At 42.1% G+C, this 17,637-nt stretch carries 19 protein-coding genes and 1 tRNA gene; 6 read left to right on the forward strand and 14 right to left on the reverse strand.

The annotated features are described in order from the left end of the window. Positions 1-90 precede the first annotated feature (90 nt). Positions 91-1,194, forward strand: a complete 1,104-nt coding sequence (ychF, locus tag NPE20_RS08725; RefSeq protein ID WP_256538229.1) for a redox-regulated ATPase YchF — start codon at positions 91-93, stop codon at positions 1,192-1,194. Between the two features lie 104 nt (positions 1,195-1,298). Beyond that, positions 1,299-1,370 (forward strand) — tRNA-Arg (locus NPE20_RS08730). Between the two features lie 85 nt (positions 1,371-1,455). On the opposite strand, the gene NPE20_RS08735 is transcribed toward NPE20_RS08730, so the two are convergent. The 4 genes from NPE20_RS08735 to NPE20_RS08750 form a co-directional block, all read right to left on the reverse strand. Next, on the reverse strand, positions 1,456-1,959 hold the full coding sequence (locus tag NPE20_RS08735) for a hypothetical protein (protein ID WP_256538230.1): 504 nt from the start codon (positions 1,957-1,959) through the stop codon (positions 1,456-1,458). A 31-nt stretch (positions 1,960-1,990) separates the two neighbouring features. Beyond that, complete coding sequence (locus NPE20_RS08740; protein WP_256538231.1) at positions 1,991-2,371, reverse strand: GreA/GreB family elongation factor; 381 nt, start codon at positions 2,369-2,371, stop codon at positions 1,991-1,993. A gap of 21 nt (positions 2,372-2,392) precedes the next feature. Further along, positions 2,393-3,607: a beta/alpha barrel domain-containing protein gene (locus NPE20_RS08745; RefSeq protein WP_256538232.1), complete on the reverse strand. Its 1,215-nt coding sequence runs from the start codon at positions 3,605-3,607 to the stop codon at positions 2,393-2,395. Positions 3,608-3,677: 70 nt separating this feature from the next. After that, a complete protein-coding gene (locus NPE20_RS08750; RefSeq protein WP_256538233.1) occupies positions 3,678-3,824 on the reverse strand; it encodes a hypothetical protein in 147 nt (48 codons plus the stop codon). 180 nt (positions 3,825-4,004) lie between these two features. Here NPE20_RS08750 and NPE20_RS08755 point away from each other — a divergent pair, with 180 nt between their 5' ends. Further along, positions 4,005-4,346: a hypothetical protein gene (locus NPE20_RS08755; protein ID WP_256538234.1), complete on the forward strand. Its 342-nt coding sequence runs from the start codon at positions 4,005-4,007 to the stop codon at positions 4,344-4,346. Positions 4,347-4,412: 66 nt separating this feature from the next. Here NPE20_RS08755 and NPE20_RS08760 read toward each other — a convergent pair whose 3' ends face one another. From NPE20_RS08760 to NPE20_RS08775, 4 genes are all read right to left on the reverse strand, one after another. Further along, positions 4,413-4,856, reverse strand: a complete 444-nt coding sequence (locus NPE20_RS08760; RefSeq protein ID WP_256538235.1) for a carboxymuconolactone decarboxylase family protein — start codon at positions 4,854-4,856, stop codon at positions 4,413-4,415. A gap of 150 nt (positions 4,857-5,006) precedes the next feature. Then, positions 5,007-5,624: a Crp/Fnr family transcriptional regulator gene (locus tag NPE20_RS08765; RefSeq protein WP_256538236.1), complete on the reverse strand. Its 618-nt coding sequence runs from the start codon at positions 5,622-5,624 to the stop codon at positions 5,007-5,009. Between the two features lie 18 nt (positions 5,625-5,642). Continuing rightward, positions 5,643-6,038, reverse strand: a complete 396-nt coding sequence (locus NPE20_RS08770; RefSeq protein WP_256538237.1) for a hypothetical protein — start codon at positions 6,036-6,038, stop codon at positions 5,643-5,645. Between the two features lie 106 nt (positions 6,039-6,144). Further along, entirely contained in the window at positions 6,145-7,083 is a 939-nt protein-coding gene (locus NPE20_RS08775) for a sugar phosphate isomerase/epimerase family protein (protein ID WP_256538238.1), read from the reverse strand. A 155-nt stretch (positions 7,084-7,238) separates the two neighbouring features. Here NPE20_RS08775 and NPE20_RS08780 point away from each other — a divergent pair, with 155 nt between their 5' ends. Then, positions 7,239-8,024: a Rieske (2Fe-2S) protein gene (locus tag NPE20_RS08780; protein ID WP_256538239.1), complete on the forward strand. Its 786-nt coding sequence runs from the start codon at positions 7,239-7,241 to the stop codon at positions 8,022-8,024. A gap of 2 nt (positions 8,025-8,026) precedes the next feature. Here the strand turns inward: NPE20_RS08780 and eutC are convergent, their stop codons facing one another. The 4 genes from eutC to eat form a co-directional block, all read right to left on the reverse strand. Continuing rightward, complete coding sequence (gene eutC, locus NPE20_RS08785; RefSeq protein WP_256538240.1) at positions 8,027-8,794, reverse strand: ethanolamine ammonia-lyase subunit EutC; 768 nt, start codon at positions 8,792-8,794, stop codon at positions 8,027-8,029. Continuing rightward, complete coding sequence (locus NPE20_RS08790; protein ID WP_256538241.1) at positions 8,782-10,170, reverse strand: ethanolamine ammonia-lyase subunit EutB; 1,389 nt, start codon at positions 10,168-10,170, stop codon at positions 8,782-8,784. Before NPE20_RS08790 ends, eutC begins: the two co-directional genes overlap by 13 nt. Positions 10,171-10,340: 170 nt before the next feature. Further along, on the reverse strand, positions 10,341-10,712 hold the full coding sequence (locus NPE20_RS08795; protein ID WP_256538242.1) for a cupredoxin domain-containing protein: 372 nt from the start codon (positions 10,710-10,712) through the stop codon (positions 10,341-10,343). Positions 10,713-10,851: 139 nt separating this feature from the next. Next, a complete protein-coding gene (eat, locus tag NPE20_RS08800; protein WP_256538243.1) occupies positions 10,852-12,198 on the reverse strand; it encodes an ethanolamine permease in 1,347 nt (448 codons plus the stop codon). Between the two features lie 205 nt (positions 12,199-12,403). Between eat and NPE20_RS26945 the strand changes: the two genes are divergently transcribed. Continuing rightward, positions 12,404-13,063: a phosphatase PAP2-related protein gene (locus tag NPE20_RS26945; protein WP_256538244.1), complete on the forward strand. Its 660-nt coding sequence runs from the start codon at positions 12,404-12,406 to the stop codon at positions 13,061-13,063. 50 nt (positions 13,064-13,113) lie between these two features. Here NPE20_RS26945 and NPE20_RS08810 read toward each other — a convergent pair whose 3' ends face one another. Continuing rightward, complete coding sequence (locus NPE20_RS08810) at positions 13,114-15,108, reverse strand: kojibiose hydrolase (protein ID WP_256538245.1); 1,995 nt, start codon at positions 15,106-15,108, stop codon at positions 13,114-13,116. 55 nt (positions 15,109-15,163) lie between these two features. Then, positions 15,164-16,531 carry a vanadium-dependent haloperoxidase gene (locus NPE20_RS08815; RefSeq protein ID WP_256538246.1) on the reverse strand — a complete coding sequence of 456 codons (1,368 nt, stop codon included), beginning with the start codon at positions 16,529-16,531 and terminating at the stop codon, positions 15,164-15,166. Positions 16,532-16,697: 166 nt separating this feature from the next. On the opposite strand from NPE20_RS08815, the gene NPE20_RS08820 reads away from it, so the two are divergent. After that, positions 16,698-17,636 carry a GyrI-like domain-containing protein gene (locus NPE20_RS08820; RefSeq protein ID WP_256538247.1) on the forward strand — a complete coding sequence of 313 codons (939 nt, stop codon included), beginning with the start codon at positions 16,698-16,700 and terminating at the stop codon, positions 17,634-17,636. The last annotated feature ends 1 nt before the right edge of the window (position 17,637 follow it).

Genomic DNA, 17,637 nt, shown 5'->3' on the forward strand with positions numbered 1-17,637 from the left:
GGCTTAAATGAGCCAGGAATCAAGAGTCAGGAGACAAGACTCCTTTCTTGCTTCCTGACTCTTGATTCTTGATTCAAAAAAAATAAAATAATGGGTTTACAATGTGGTATTGTGGGTTTGCCAAATGTGGGTAAGTCAACACTTTTTAACTGTTTATCAAATGCCAAGGCACAGGCAGCAAACTTTCCGTTTTGTACTATCGAGCCAAACGTAGGTGTAATTACCGTGCCCGACGAGCGCCTTACAAAACTAACCGAGATTGTTAATCCAAAAAATGTAGTGCCGAATGTTATTGAGATAGTAGATATTGCAGGCCTTGTAAAAGGCGCCAGCAAGGGCGAGGGTTTGGGTAACCAGTTCCTGGCCAATATACGTGCCACAAATGCTATTATACACGTTTTACGCTGCTTTGATAACGATAATGTGATACATGTTGATGGTTCGGTTGACCCTATTCGTGATAAAGAGATCATTGATACCGAATTGCAGTTGAAAGATCTGGATTCGATAGAAAAAAAGATCCAAAAGGTAGAAAAAATGGCCAAAACCGGCGGTGACAAAGAGGCTAAAAAAACCTACGATGTACTAACCGTTTACAAAAACCATTTGCTGCAAGGCAAAAGCGCCCGCACTGCCCCGGTTGCCGAAGAAGACAAAGAATACATTGAAGATATTTGGTTACTTACCGCTAAACCGGTAATGTACGTTTGTAATGTTGACGAAGGCTCTGTTACCACCGGCAATGCGTATGTAGAAAGAGTTAAAGCCGTTGCTAAAGAAGAAGGCGCTGAGGTTTTGGTAATATCTGCACAGATTGAGGCTGAAATTGCTGAGCTGGAATCATTTGAAGAACGCCAGGAATTTTTAGGCGATCTGGGTTTAACCGAATCGGGTGTGAACAAATTGATTAAAGCTGCGTACCGTTTGCTAAACCTGGCTACCTACTTTACCGCAGGTGTGCAGGAAGTACGTGCATGGACCATCACCCAGGGCTTTACAGCGCCACAAGCTGCAGGTGTGATCCATACCGATTTTGAGAAAGGATTTATCCGTGCCGAGGTTATCAAGTATGAGGATTTTGTGAAGTTTAACGGATCTGAAGCTGTGATAAAAGAAAATGGCAAAATGGCTGTTGAGGGTAAAGCATATGTGGTTGAGGATGGCGATATAATGCATTTTAGGTTTAATGTATAGTTGCTTCGCAGAGGTAAGATAAAAGAGTCAAGAACCAAGACAGAAAAACCGATCTTGTTTCTTGACTCTTTATTCTTGATTCTAAAAGATATATTTGCAAAAAAGTTCTCGTAGTTCAATGGATAGAATTATGGCCTCCGAAGCCGTCGATATGAGTTCGAATCTCATCGAGAACACAAAAAGAGCGTTTGACAATTAGTCAAAGGCTCTTTTTCTTTTTGGTGTAAACCTGGTGTAAACAGTTTAAGTAGCTACTACTCATCAATACTTCAACTCCTGTGTGTTTAGCAACTTATTACCGCGATCTTTAATATCGCTTGTAATGAGTGATTCCCATTCGGCAGCATATTTAAGCGCGTTATTTAAGGTCATTTCGCTATCAGTAAACTGCCGGTAAAATGGGATGCTATTTATCAATCTGCCATCCCCGTCCAGCAGTTCCAGGCTAACCGAACGCACATCGCTGCCATTCATTCTTTTTAACGTATAGCACCTCGAAACCTTGTCAAGGTTTATATATACAGGCCTTTCTTCATCCATGGCAAATATTAGGCCCCGGTTTTCCCAGTCCCAGCCTACTAAATTATTATTGATCATTCTGTATCGTGACAGGTTCAACCCATAAGTCCGGGCAGCATCGTTGAGCCGGCCAATCATTGCGGCCTCTCGTTTCTTCTTTAATCGCCTGCCAATTACTATAAATGGTAACACGATCAATACGAATAAAGCGCCTGCTATCAGGCTATTTTCAATAATTTGTTCCATAAGTTAAAAGATTAGTAGTTGAAAACTATTTTCAGGTATACTGTACCACATCTAATATTTCAAAAGTCATTACCCCTCCTGGCATCTGCCAGTCTACAAAAGCCCCTTTAGGATACCCAAGTAGGGCAATAGACAAAGGCGCCAATGCAGACATTTTATGCTGCCCGATATCCGCTTCATGAGGCTCCACAATGCTAAATGCATAGTGCTTTCCACTAAGTACCTCCCTAAATTTGATCGCTGCACCAAAGCATACTACGTCACCAGGTAACTGATTTTTCGGTATCACATTGGCAGCTGCAAGCTCTGCGGTAAGCTTCTTTAAATTATAATCGCAAAGGTCCGCATGGGCACAATGCTTTTTTAGCAGTTCATGTTCCTTTACTGGCATAATTAATTGTTGGATCTTCATACAGGATGAATTGTTTAAAGTTTAGTTTAACTGTACAGCATTTATTGGGGCTTCATCACATGCAGTGGTCTGCTTAGCTGCACAAGCCGTTATCAATCTAATAGTTGCAGCCAATGTATTTTGGTGAAAAGCGGTCACAGCAGCTACTTTACTATTTGTAGTGGATTTGATAAACCCGCGGGCGGCACCAAGAGCAACCTGAAAAGGACGAACACTATAGCATGCGTGTGCCCCATACCCTATTGCCTGCAGTATGTCTCGTTCTCTGGCCAAATCACCCGAAGCAATGATCTTAGTTGGCAATCTATACTCAGCAATTGCAAGTCGCACAGCATCAATTGCTGTAAATAAAGCTGTAAACGCATTTTTCTCTTGCGCACTTTCCAGTGTTACAAAATCCAGGTATATAATATTGGCGGCCATTAGGCGGCAAAGCCGTGCAACTAATGCATGATCTGTCACGGCCACGCACACACCCGTAGGTTTACCTCCTGACAGGATCTTGAGTCGTTCCAGGAAAATAATGAGGCGGTTTAAAGAGATTTCCGAAACATCCGGTAAAAAGTGTACAGCTTTTATTTTGATCTCGATCATTTTGATGTAAGGCCGGTTTGCTGCCCGCCTAAACGCAGCTTCGTTGAATGAACCATCTTTATTTCTATACGAGGCATCCAAACGATCCATTCGCCATATTAAGTCACTGCCTCCTCTTAGCAATTCGGGAACAATACCCAACACACCGGTGTTAACGGCGCAATCACTCATCTTCGCGCTTCTTGACAAAGCCAGTAACGAGCCTTTATCAAGCGCAGCGATGTTTAATGATCCGATATTTAACAGATTCATTCGGTAAGGCAGCCTGCAATTACCTGTTCCAACTTCTGTAAAAAGTTTATTGCCGGCCATTAGCATAGTTGTATCGCAGCATTGTACCAACTTGTGGCCCGCGTCAAAAGCAAACCCATTGGCATTGGTGCCGCTTGACGATACACTTGGTCGGGACCTGCTAATAACTAATTGTAGATCAAAGTCAGATAGGAAAGAATGCTCTGCTAAAGCCTTTTGGTTACGGGAGAACCGGTCATACAGCCAAAGCTGAACCAAAGACAGTACAATGCCCGAAAGGGTACACCATAGATAATCAAAGAAGAGGCCTGCTATAACAAGGCCCGCATTTATTAAAAAAAGCAGGGAAAAACCAATACCTGCCCATGTACGAGATGAAGCAAAATTCATAAGTCAGCGTTATTAAGACAACAAAAACGTTCGTTTTGTGAACGGCCCCAAAACCAAAAATGGCTGGGGCTTACTTAATAAAGTCCTTACTTGTTTTTAGGAAAGCGTAACTAAGCTTTAAGCCGGTGATCACAGCAACGGGCATACCAGTAACCATCCGCAATTTAATTGCAGGAACAGGTTTTAATATGTATGACACCGGCTGTATTGGCTTCATGAATACGAAGGTTAAAAGAGGTAGAACGATAATCCGAACGCTTTATTACAACAAAACAATGTTAGCGGTCATTATATGCTTTTACTACAACAGTTTACTCATCCTGCAGTATGCCCTAATTGATAAAAAGTAGAATAATCAAGGGTTACCGATTTTAATGTTCTACCTTTACCCACAGACATGGAAGAAAGAAAATATCTAACAACCTGGAGAAAATACATCCCGGTTATACGTTTACACCTGAAAAGAAGCCTCACGGAAGATCAAAGCTTTAAGCTGAATATCACCGATTTTGAATCGGCCGGCGATAGGGGAAAATCAGGTTATACCTTTAACATCGCGATGGAAAACGGTAAAGTGACCAATAATATTAGTGGTTCGGCAGTAGCACGCGATTTGTACGAAGCCTTAAAAACCGATGAAGCTATTAAAGCGATGCTGCAGGAAAAAAACATTAAGATAAGCGTAGGCAAGTCTTTTATTCTGAGCATAAAAACAACCCACGTATCTGCTTTTAAATAGGCGAAATGAATAAAACAGAAAAGCCGTGCGTTATTAGCGTACGGCTTTTTTAGTTTACAGGGTAAATTATTTCTGAAGCGGCGGCTGAAAATGTAAACCGATCGCTATCCTGTTCCATGCGTTTATAGTGATAATAGCCATTATTACCTGGCCTACATATTTGTCGCCTAAAACTTCAACCGCTTTGTTGTAGGTTTCATTGGATACACCGCCTTTGTTTATTAATGTAACTTCTTCTGTTAAGGCAAGTATAGCTTGTTCCTTTTCGTCAAAAAATGGGGTCTCTCTCCATGCACTTAGTGTGTAAATACGTTGCTCTGTTTCACCTAACTTGCGGGCATCTTTGCTGTGCATATCTAAACAATAAGCACAACCGTTTATTTGTGAAGCGCGGAGCTTTATTAACTCTTTATGTATTGGTGTAATTTCGGTGCTGCTAACATAAGTTTCAAGCGCACTCATGGCTTTGTAAGTATCAGGCTGGGCCTGTAAAATGTTCGTCCTTTTCATTGTCTTTTGTTTTTTGTTAGGACAAAGTTGCGCATAGACACCCCTCCGAAAAATGAACTGAGTTTAAGAAAATAGGGTTAGTGATTAGTTAATTAGAGATCAGTGATTAGAGCCTTCCCATCTAATTAACTAATCACTAACCTCTAATCACTACTTTTCCTTCCTCGCTCTTATTCTGCTTAAAAACTGCGGCGTAAAGCCCAGGTATGATGCCAGCATGTACTGCGGAATGCGCTGTACAAAATCAGGGAACATGGCGGTAAAATAGTGAAAACGTTCTTCATCGGTTTGGTTAAAAAGGAAACCTATACGGCGCTGTGACGCTATAAAGGCCCTTTGCATGGTTAACCTGAAGTAGGTTTCCAACTTTGGTACTTGTTCAAGTAAGGGCGCCTTATCTTTATTATGCAGCAGTAGTATTTCTGATGCCTCAATAGTTTGGATATAAGTACCAGCGGGCACATGGTTTACTATGCTGTCGTGGTCGGCTATCCACCAGTTCTCTAAACCAAATTGTACTATTTGCTCATTTAATTTGGCATTTACATAATATTGCCGTACCAAACCTTTCAGCACAAAATATTCGCCTTTGCAGTGCTGCCCTGGCTCCAGGATGATCTCTTTCTTCTTGAATTTCTTCAATTCCATCCTATCGCACAGCAACTGCTCTTCGGCTGGGGTAAGCTGTACCTGGCGTTTTATATGGGCAAGTAATTGTGGATACATTTCAGCGGCTAATTTAAATAATCCCAGGATGTATATCCACATTAAAAACTTGTAAGCTTATTAAGGGAGCTTAAACTTAAACCTGAACTGTATATCTTTACCGGTTTGGGTTTGATCTGTTATGGCCTCGCCATCAACCTTTACATAGGTGTGTAAACTGCTTGCCGGGGTGGTTTGTGGCAGCTTAACATCTACCGTAAATTCGCAGTTTTTGCCAGATGGAAGTTCCACAGTATAATCTAACTTACCACTGTAGAGCTTTTCGATGTGCTTGGTGTTATCCTTATCGCTGTAAGTAATGGTGGCGGTTGTTCCTTTTGGGATATCGGTCATATAATTAACCATATAAGTGGCCTTTTTAGCCATCTTTAATTCGCCGCGGCTCATATCATAAACGGTATAACTGCAGCTACTGGCTATCAGGGCAACAATAAAAAAGTAAAGGTATTTTTTCATATATGATTGTGATCTGGTTTTGTTCTGTTAAAAATGCAAAAAACGGATTGAAGCATCCAATGAGTAGACGCATCAATCCGTTAAAAGGTGTCAAATATTATTAAACTTATTTTAAAGCATCAACCGCATAAGCACGGCATACCTTCACTTCTTTTACAGCATCAGAACCATCCGGTATTTTGTACTCCAGCTCTATAGTAGCCGGGAATTTATACTTGTTCTTTTTCATTAGCTGCAGCACTTCTTTTATTGGTGTATCTCCCTGCCCCCATGGTGCATTTGGCCCATCATTAAACTTGCGGTCTTTTATGTGCATACTGGTAATACGGTCGTGATATTTCTCTATAAACGGCACCGGGCTGCTGCTTGTACCAGATGCATAATGGCCAATATCAAGGTTTATACCGTTGTATTTAGATTGTGCAAGCGCAGCATCCCAAAGCGTTGGTGTAGCTTGCGTATGCGCATGGTAACCAACCATCATTTTATGTTTAGCTGCAATGTCACCCAGTCGTTTGGTTTGCGCTTCATCCGGTAATTCAACCGTTACATGGCCTACACCCAGCGCTTTACCCGCATTAAATGCGTAGTCAATTTCGGCGTCGGTATTTTTCGCGCCAAGGGCATTTGGTTTCCAGGCGTAAATAGTTACGCCTGCATCGTTATACATTTTGCGCAGATCTTTAAATTTATCCATAGCAACACCGGCACGCCATTCAGCCATTTTTGGTGCAAAATCTGTCCAGCTTTGGCTTGGCTCTCGCTTTGGTGCACCCGCGTATGCTTCGGCGGCATCGCCCATTAGTTCAATAGCGTTTATATTGCAGTCAATGCAGTATTTAAGCAGGTCTTCGGCAGTGCCGGGCATACTCCGGAACGAATAGGTGATCACCCCTATCTGTACGCCGTTTATAACAGAATTTGGCTTAGCCGCACTCCGTAAAATTGAACCCGCGAATGATATTTTGGATAGGAACAACATGCTTGTGGCAGCAATTGCACCACTGCCAATAAAATGGCGCCTGCTTATGGTTTGCTTTTTCATAATAATACCCGGTTTAATTGGTGTTGGTTGATTACCAAAGTTATGATATTATTTATCCGGGCAAAATCTGTATTAAAAGTGTTACTTATACAGTATGTACTATCGAATAAATCCTTTTAAAAACAATTTTTATAAAAATAGAATTGTATAATTAAATGAAAAGTACAGCGAATATAAAAGGCCATCCTATTCATCCAATTTTGGTAGGTTTTCCAATCGCTTTTTTTACTGCAACACTTTTATTTGATGCAGTTGCTCTTTTTTATAAAAACAACACCTTTTGGCTAATGGGCAAATACATGGTAATTGCCGGTATTATAAGTGCCATAGTAACAGCCATCCCCGGGCTGATTGATTACTTTTTTACAGTGCCGCCTAAAAGCTCTGCTAAAAAACGCGGGGCACAGCACGGCATACTTAATACAACTATGCTAATATTGTTTGTTGTTGCTTATTTTATCAGGCAACAGCAAATTTCTTTTTCACTAATTATATTTGAATTTGTTGGCTTTGTTACCATGATAATAGCCGGATGGCTGGGCGGGACTTTGGTGTACCGAAATCAAATTGGAGTTGACCCAAGGTATGCAAATGCCGGAAAATGGAAAGAAGCACATATTAACCAAAGCGGCAATGAAGTTGAAGTAGCCGAAATTGCTGAACTGGAAATAAACCAGATGAAATTGCTGCATATAAACAATGAGCGTATTGTACTGGGCCGAACCGAGAGCGGATATGTTGCATTTAATGACAGATGCTCGCACAAGGGTGGTTCATTAGCCGGGGGAGCTATGATCTGTGGAACGGTACAATGCCCATGGCATGGTTCGCAGTTTGATTGTAGCACAGGTGTGGTGAAAGCCGGGCCTGCAAAAGATGGTATCGATGTTTATGGAATTATTGAAAAGGATGGAAAAGTTTATCTGAGATTAGCCCGCTAATGTTATTCCCTCTCCAGCAACCCTTCGTTATCCTTCAAACCTATTCCTGATAACTTCATCCTGAATGCTTCCTGTACCAGGTAAAAGATCTTATCGGCGGCCAAACTAAGATCTAAACCGCCGGGCCGAATATTAGAGATACAATTGCGGGAGTTATCTTTTAACCCGGGTTTGGGCTGATAAGTTAGATACGCGCCTATACTATCAGCAGCGCTTAAGCCGGGCCGTTCACCAATAAGCACCAAAGATAGCTTCGCATGTAGTTCGTGGGCTATATCATCGCCAATGGCTACCCTGCCCTGTTGTACCAGGCACAGCGGACCAAGCTTTAAATTTGCGTCTAATAGTTTCGGGATTAATAGCTGCAATAAGGTAAGGACGTTTTCATTCAGAGCTATTGCAGATAAACCGTCGGCTATAATGATAACAATATCGTCGCCTGTTATCTGGTCGGCCAGGCGGTTTAGCGATTCTTCATTGGGTTTACGGCCCAGATCAGGGCGTTGCAGGTATTGGGCACGGTTCTCTGCCCTACTGTGTAATTGCAGTACGGGGCGATGAAATTGCGCTAAAGCATCTTCTAACACTTCGGTATCCATAACAGAATACACCGCATCACGGGCGTGGGCATGCGCCAGTTTAAACTCCAATAATTGTTTGGTGGGAATACTGCTGCCTGTACTGCCTATTGCAATGCGGGCGGCTGTAAACTCCTTTAAAAAACTTAACGGATCGGTTATTTCTATCTGTGGTTTAGTCATTTTATCCATAAGCTCCCCATATTCTTTAATAATCCTTCTGATGCTGACACAGAGCGGTTACTTTGTCCATCAAATATTCCCTGTTTAATAAGCCATTGCTCAAACTCGGGCGCCGGTTTAAGGCCAAGTACCTTGCGCAGATATAAGGCATCGTGGAATGATGTAGATTGATAATTCAACATAATATCGTCACTGCCCGGGATGCCCATTATAAAACTGCATCCGGCAACGCCTAAAAGGGTAAGCAAATTATCCATATCATCCTGGTCGGCTTCGGCATGGTTGGTATAGCAAATATCAACACCCATAGGCAAGCCGAGCAGCTTGGCGCAGAAATGATCTTCCAGGGCCGCGCGGATTATCTGTTTTCCATCGTACAAATACTCCGGCCCAATAAAACCTACTACCGAGTTCACTAAAAGGGGTTTAAACTTTTTAGCTACCGCGTATGCCCTTGCCTCGCAGGTTTGCTGATCTACCCCGTGATGGGCATTGGCAGATAAAGCGCTACCTTGCCCTGTTTCAAAATACATCACATTATTGCCAACAGTGCCGCGGTTTAGCGAAAGGGTTGCCTCGTAAGCTTCTTCCAGTAAATTGATATTGATACCAAAACTTGTGTTAGCTTTTTCTGTACCGGCAACGGATTGAAAACACAGATCGACAGGCGCATTTTTATTAATTAATTCAAGGGTGGTAGTTATGTGGCTAAGTACACAGCTTTGCGTGGGGATGTCAAACTGCTGCCTTAGCGTATCTATCAACGTTAAGATCTTTGCCACCGCTGCCGGGCTATCAGTTGCCGGGTTTATACCAATAACGGCATCGCCGCTCCCATATAACAACCCTTCAATTAAACTCGCTGCGATCCCTCGCGGGTCATCCGTTGGGTGGTTTGGCTGTAAGCGTGTAGAGAAATGCCCTTTTAACCCTATTGTGTTACGGAACCGGGTAATTACTTCGCATTTTTTTGCTACCGCGATAAGGTCCTGGTTACGCATTATTTTAGATACCGCCGCAGCCATCTCCGGGGTGACAGCATTTTCAATGCTTTTTAAAATAACGGTATCAGTTTCATCTTTTAGCAGCCAATCGCGTAGCTGGCCAACGGTTAAGTGGCTTATCAGGTCAAAACCCACAGCATCGTGGTTGTCTATGATCAGCCGGGTTACTTCATCTTCTTCATACGGGATGACAGCCTCGTTCAGGAAAGTCTTTAGTGGAACGTCGGCAAGGGTTATTTGCGCGGCAACCCGTTCTTCGTAGGTTTCGGCACTCAATCCCGCCAGGGCATCCCCGGTACGGAAAGGCGATGCCTTCGCCAGCAATATCTGCAAACTATCAAACCTGTAAACCTTACCAAGTATGGTATGCTGATACGGCATATTGCTTTATGTTTTTACTAAGATAAATTGTTCGGAGTAAAAACAAGCCGGAAGAAGAAATTTTATTAGAGGGGATAATGATGCTATGCAATAAAAAAGCACCCGCCATGAGTATTCGTTCTTAACAACCCTACCCCGGCAGATGCTTATTAGTTGATCAACCTCTACTATTAATTAGTTACCACAACGGTTGCAGTTGCCATCATAGAGTGAAAAGTGCAATGGTAGGTGTAGGTACCAGGGGTGGCAAAAGTATGAGAATACTTTTCGTTGGCGTTTATAGTGCCGCTATCAAAACCACCGTTATTATCAGTTACTGTATGCGGGTCAGAATCGGCATTTGTCCAACCCACAGTACCTCCCGCTTTTATAGTTACCGAAGCCGGGGAAAAGGCGAAATTTTTTATGCTTACAGCTGCATCAGCGGGCTTGTTGGTTGTAGGAGGTGTTGGGGTGTTCGTGCTGTCAGACTTGGAACAAGCCGCAATAGCAATAACAACAACAGCTATCATTAGCGATATTCCTAAGATGTACTTTTTCATATTAAATGTTTTAAATGTTTAATATAATTACGGGCACATTTACGGGATGGTTGCTTTACGGGGATAGCCTTTTCACTAAATAATTCTGAATATTTGTTAAGACATTGATTAATAGTGTTAATAATGCAGATGAGATATTTTATATTTCTATTTCCTGTGCTTTTTCCAGCAGTACATCATCTAAAATTTTCAATTTGTGCTTTCCCATTAGCATAAATACGATTATTGCAAGCGCTAACCCCGCAAAAAATATAAGGCTTAGCTTAAAGTTGTAATACATAATAGCAAACATACACACGGTAGAAATTATTAATGCCACCGCCGGGAAAACGGGATAAAACACGGCAGCGAAGGGCCGTTCCATACGTGGTTCTTTCTTACGGAGTATAAACAGGCTTATCATACTCATCATATACATCACTACCGCCCCCATTACCGATAGGATAATGATTTGCCCGGTAGTGCCTGTAAATAAAGCTATAAAACTAATTAGTCCACCTGCTATAATTGCCCAGTGCGGGGTTTTAAATTTTGTATTGACCGATGCCAGCCCGCGAGGTAAATATCCGCTCCTGGCCATTGCAAACACCTGCCTTGACGATGCCAGTATGGTGCCATGAAACGATGCTATTAATCCAAACAAACCTATGCTGGCAAATATTTTTGTAAGCCCGTTGGCCTTACCTAATACAATGCCAATGGCTTCGGGCAATGGGTAATCCAGGTTGCTTAGTTTGCGCCAGTCGGTAATGCCTCCGGTTAATATCATTACGCCTAAGGCTAAAAACACCAGGGTAGCTAAAGCCGATATATAACCTCTGGGGATGTTCTTTTTTGGGTCTTTCACTTCCTCGGCAACCATGGCAACGCCTTCTATGGCCAGGTAAAACCACACTGCGAAAGGCAATGCCGCAAATACACCTCCCCAGCCAAAGGGCATTGGGTTGGCCAGGTAGTTATCCATTTTAAAAGACGGTGCTACAACACCCATAAAAAGTAAAAGTTCGGCCACCGCCAAAATGGTTATGAAAACCGAGAACGTTGCCGATTCTTTTATCCCCGAAATATTAATGAGGATGAACACTACATTAAAAAACAAAGCGGAAGGCAAAACACCTATCTGCGGATGCAGAAAGTGCAGATAAGCGCCTAAAGAAAAAGCTATTGCAGGGGTAGCAAGCAGGAAATCTATAAGGGTGGCATAACCGGCAATCAATCCGCCGAAGGGCCCCATTGCCCGGTAAGCGTAAGCAAATGCGCCGCCTGCATGCGGTATAGATGTTGTTAACTCGGTATAGCTAAATATAAAGGTGATGTACATTACAGTTATCACCAGTGTAGCTATCAGAAAGCCAATAGTGCCGGATACGCCCCAGCCAAGGTTCCAACCAAAATATTCGCCGGATATTACAAGGCCTACGGCAATTGCCCACAGGTGTATAGGTTTTAAAACCCGCTTTAGTTGTTTAGCGTCTATGTTTTCCAAAGGTTTAAATTATGAATTTAACAACGCATTAAGATACTGATTAAAAGTATCTAAACAAAAGCAGCAATTAAAAATAAGATCTTTAACAAAGATTCACCAATGTGTTAATCTGCTCTAATTTTTCTAACAAAAATGTAATATTAAACTAACCCTTATTTAATATTGTGGGTTTTAGTAAATTTGCGCTCCTTAATTAATCTGTATAGTGACGGAATTTGGTACACCTTCTATAAGACAAGCCTGGACTGCTGCCCTGCAATCGCCAAAAAAGCGTGATAAATTATTAATAGGCTCATTTATTGTTGCCATCATATTATCTGCTCTTCCTATATTTTTTAATCATATACAAAAACGAAAAGGTGTTGTATTAAACGATTGGGTGCTTGCCCATTTGCCTGCGTATGATGTATCTGTAATAATTTTTGCCATTATATGGGGAATGGCAATTTTGATATTTATTAGGGCCCTTTATAACCCGGTTATCTACATCAATTACGTTTGGACACTAATATTTATCAATATAGCCCGGATGACCAGTATTTACCTGGTAGCGCTGGATCCGCCTAACGGATTGATACATTTGGTTGACCCGCTTACAGGCATATTCTATGGCAATGTAGTTATCACACACGATCTGTTTTTCTCCGGCCACACCTCAACACTGGTATTAATATTTTTATGCCTCGAAAAACGCGCTGATAAGATCCTGGGGTTTATGGCCATTGTAGTAGTTATGGTACTGCTACTTGTACAGCATATTCATTATACTATTGATGTTGTAGCGGCTCCGCCTATTGTATATATAATCTTTTTGTTGACTCAGCATTTTTTAAAGCTAAATAAGCTTAAAAACAACGAAAATTAAGTCTGCCCCTCTTTGTTAGACGCGAAGTATCGCGTCTCTACAGAATGATCTTACTTCACCGTATAGGTAGCCTTATTCACTCCAACCCCGGTAATTTTTAATGATTTCCAGTTAGATGGCAGCTTGCTTTTTAGCTGAACAATACCGGTTGGCGTAATATCTAATCCTCCAAAACCCATTAACAGACTTTGAACTATACCACCCGCCCCTGTTGCAAAGTATGGGTTTGTGCCACCCTTAGTTTCGGCAATTACGCGAAAAGGCGGGTTTAGGTTTGGCTCATATGCATCCTTAAACCAATGGTAAGCCTTTTGGCCATCTCCAAGGCGGGCATACAGCAGTGCAAATACACCCTGAGTCATAGCAGGGGTGCCTTCGTTTGGTACACGGGTTTCATAATATTCCAGATCTTTCTTGATCTGGGCGGGGTCGGTTATTGTTTTTAACGGATAGGCCAGCAGGTTTACATCGGCTTGCTTAATGCCTTCGCCTTTGTATTGCGCATGCTCCTGAGTTACGCCATTAGCCATTTTTAGAATAGGAATATTATTGGCAACATTTACCCAATCGCTATCGGCCTGCATGCCTAATATTTTGGCAGCGGCTGTTGCATTCATCAGGTTGGCCTGTGCGGCAGCATTGGTAAAAGCATTGTTATCAATATTCTCAGCCCATTCATCGGCAGCCACCACATTCTTTATATCATAATGACCAGTGCCATTGCGTTCCACCCTGCTGGCCCAAAAGTCTGCAGTGGCAGATAGTATTGGCCAGCCTTTATCACGCAGCCACTGCTTATCCTGTGTTACACAGTAATAGCTCCATGCTGCCAATGCAACATCAGCGCTAATATGGTGCTCAAACGGGCCGCTTAATGCCCATACGGGTGTTTCTTCTACGCCGGTGTCAGCGCTCTCCCAGGGATACATTGCTCCTTTGTAGCCATGCGAGAAAGCGTTTTTACGCGCGTTCTCTAATCGTTCAAAACGATACTCCACCATTGATTTGGCAATCTCCGGATGTAAAACCAGCATAGCCGGGAACATCCATATATCAGTATCCCAAAACACGTGTCCATTATACCCCAACCCGGATAGACCCATTGGTGAGGGCGACAATGCCGTGCCCGCACGAGAAAAGGAGTACAAGTGATATAACATGCTATGTATATCCTGCTGTGCCTGTGCATCCCCTTCGATCTGAATATCGCTTTTCCAAAGCTCATCCCAGGCTTTATTATGAAACTGGATCAGCCTGTCGCGGCCTTCCAGCTTGGCAAAGATAGTTAGGCGTTCGGCCTCATTCAGCGGGTCGGCGTGGTGTGCCGATGTTATGGAGGACCCTGTAACACCGTATTTGTAGGTTTGCCCCGCTGCAATAGCATGACTAAACTTCATCAAATGCATGTTATTATCCCACATTTCGTGGATAACACGCGGTTCTTTACCATGCTCTTCGTTAAACAAAAACGAGGTTGAAGCGCTAAGCTGTAACTTACCAGTAGGGCTTTTAGCCGTTGAAGTTAGCAGACTAATAGTTACATGAGGGCGGTCAATTTCATTATAATAATTCTGTACTTCCTTTAATGCATCCGGCGCCTCCATAACGCTGGCGGCTGTTATATTTATTGCCTTTTTGGCGGTTATGGCAACATCCATTAGCACGGTGAAAGGCAATTGCCTTAAAGAATAGTAGGTGTATTTAATGCTTGCTTTATCGCCATAATCAAGCGTGGTGGTCATGGCGGCATGCTGCATATCCAGTTCCTGCTTCATGTTACTTACCATCTTGGCATCCAAGCGTTTGCCGTCAATCTCCAGGTACATATTTAACAGGTTAAAACTGTTTAAAAAGTTACTTACCCGGCCCCGTCCATACAGATCATATGCACCGGCAAGCACCACATTTTTCACCTTAAATGGCTCGGGCGATGATACAATGCCTATCATTCCATTTGCCGCGGTTATCCCGTAGTAGTTATTTGGATCAATTTTATCAGCCTTAATTATCCAGGGGTTAATATTCTGTGCCGATAAATTTGCCATGGCAAATAGATTTATCAATATAAAAAAGGGCATTATTCTTCTCATAAAAGCGCCGTTACTTTATCTTTAATTTTAGCTTTTCTACCACCAACTGGCCAATTTTGCGGCCAGACATGCTACCTGTTATACAAGCATTTTTGTAATGGATGCCACCGTATACGCGTGACAATCCAGCCTCTTGCGCAGCAGCCCTAAATGATGTAAATGTGCGCGCAGGTATCCCAAATTCAGATTCCGAGGCATCGGTATAAGCCATATTATCACCAAAACTATGGGTAAGCGTTTCGGCTGCAGCAGCTGATATAACAGCGTGACCACTAATATATTCCGGGAATGGCGGGGTTTGGATACGTGGCCTCCAGTCGTGATCAATTAGTTTGGTTATCACCGTTTCGGGACGAACGCTGTTTGCTTTGTATTTTACATACCAGCAGTTAATAAAAGCATCAAACAAAGCAATTGAGGCTTGTGTATAAGCGGCAACTGTAGTGCCAAAATCGGCGTTCTTCATTTTTGAACCAATACCCGCGATGTTCATCCAGTGCCCGGCTGGGCCAAATTTTTTGGTGGCAAACATGGCATGGCCCACTACGTTCATTTTAAAGGCATTATCATCCCAAAAATCGGCCATGTGTTTTTGGTCGGTAGTAAGGCTATCACCTAATTGCTTCACTTCCATTACAGATTTATAAAACACGCTGTTCTTATCTGTCATGTTGTAAGGCGGTGGCTCGGGTGCCGGGATCTGTGATGCCGAGTCTAAAACCATAGGGCGTATTTCTCCCCAATGTGGCTCAAGCGCCTGGGCGTACATTGGAGGGGTTGGGATCCAACGGCCATCCTTACGTGTTACGGTGTATTTGCTGGCAGAGCGGGTTTGCGCATAATTATCTTTTTTACTCCATTTCATGATATGTTTTGCAACTATATCTGAATAGGCAACCGAGTTATTAAACACATCCGACGGCATACCCGCATCTTTTGCTTTTTTCTTCAGTTCATCAATGTATAAAAACATGCTGCCCTCGGGGAAAGTAACAGCATTACCCACAAAGCAAAATGACAACAATGACGCGAATTGAAAATCTATTTCTTTATCCTTATCCGGTTTTGGTACGGCAGGTAAATGTTTTATTTGCCCTGCTAATGAACGGAAATGCTGCGGGTCGCCGGCGGCTATAACCTCGTAAGCAGCAATATTTGCATACACATAATTACGGGATGCGATAACCGGTGGAAAGTTATTTTCGAGAACAATGTCATTCAGTTTTTTTACTGTTACCCGATAAAGTTCGGGATCGTGGGTAACTTTTTGGTAGTCGGCTTTTTTGCAGGATGTAAATACTAAAATTACACCCACAATTAATAACAGGAAGCGGTTCATATCAAATATTGGTTTAGAAAAACTGATGCTATTGATCATCAAGTTTACATTGGCTTTTCTTGGATTACAGGCTAATATAAGGTTTTTTTGCTAATAGATAAGCACATATATTGTTTGATATTAACCCGCTTAAATAATTACTTTTACATCGCAAACAGGCTGTCTAATATGCCTGGCTTTGCTGCTAAATGTTTCTGAATTTTATATGAAAAAACCAACTCTCTTTGTAATAGGTATTCTTGTTTTAGCTTTTATAAGTATTTACTTTATTATCCCTCAAAAAATAAAAACAACCAACGTTATTGAGATTGATGCCGCTGATGTTAACATAGCTAAATTTTTAGTAAATAAGCGGCAATGGAACAAATGGTGGCCTGGCCAGCACAATACAGCCGACAGTATTCATTTTTCATATAATGGTGCTGATTATGTGCTGCAGGAAAGCACCAACAGCGCAATGAAAACCCTTATAAAAATTGGCGACATTGAATTAAGCAGTCAGCTATTATACGCGACAACCGGCGAGGGGATGAGTGAGGTTACCTGGGTCACAGAAATGCAAAGCAGCATTAACCCTATTAAAAGGATAGCCGAATTTGTTAAAATTAAACACGTTACCAAAGATATTGACACCCTATTAACGGGCTTTAAAAAATTCATGCAAACAGATACCAACGTATATGGCATTGCTGTTAAAATATCTAAAATAAAAAACCCAACTGTTCTTGCCTCAACTATCCACACAAATGATTACCCATCCCCCGTGGTTATTTATAATATAGTAAATAACTTAAAGAAGCAGGTAAGCGCTCAAAATGCCATAGTGGCCGATTCCCCCATGCTAAACGTTCATGCAAACGAAGGCGATGGGTACCAGGTAATGGTGGCCATACCTATCAACAAAACAATCACAGCCGGGCCAAATACAATAATAAACCAATTAGTGATGGGTGGTAACTTATTAGAAACCACTGTTAAAGGAGGCAAAAACACCATATTGAATGCATTTACCCAATTAAAACACTACCAAAAAGATCACAGATTGATATCGCCTGCTATGCCTTACGAACTATTGATAACCAACAGACTTGCCGAAAAGGATACTGCTAAATGGGTAACCAAGGTATTCTGGCCTATTTTTTAAA

The sequence above is a fragment of the Mucilaginibacter aquariorum genome (genome assembly GCF_024498135.1).
In the GTDB taxonomy this organism is placed as follows: Bacteria; Bacteroidota; Bacteroidia; order Sphingobacteriales; family Sphingobacteriaceae; genus Mucilaginibacter; species Mucilaginibacter aquariorum.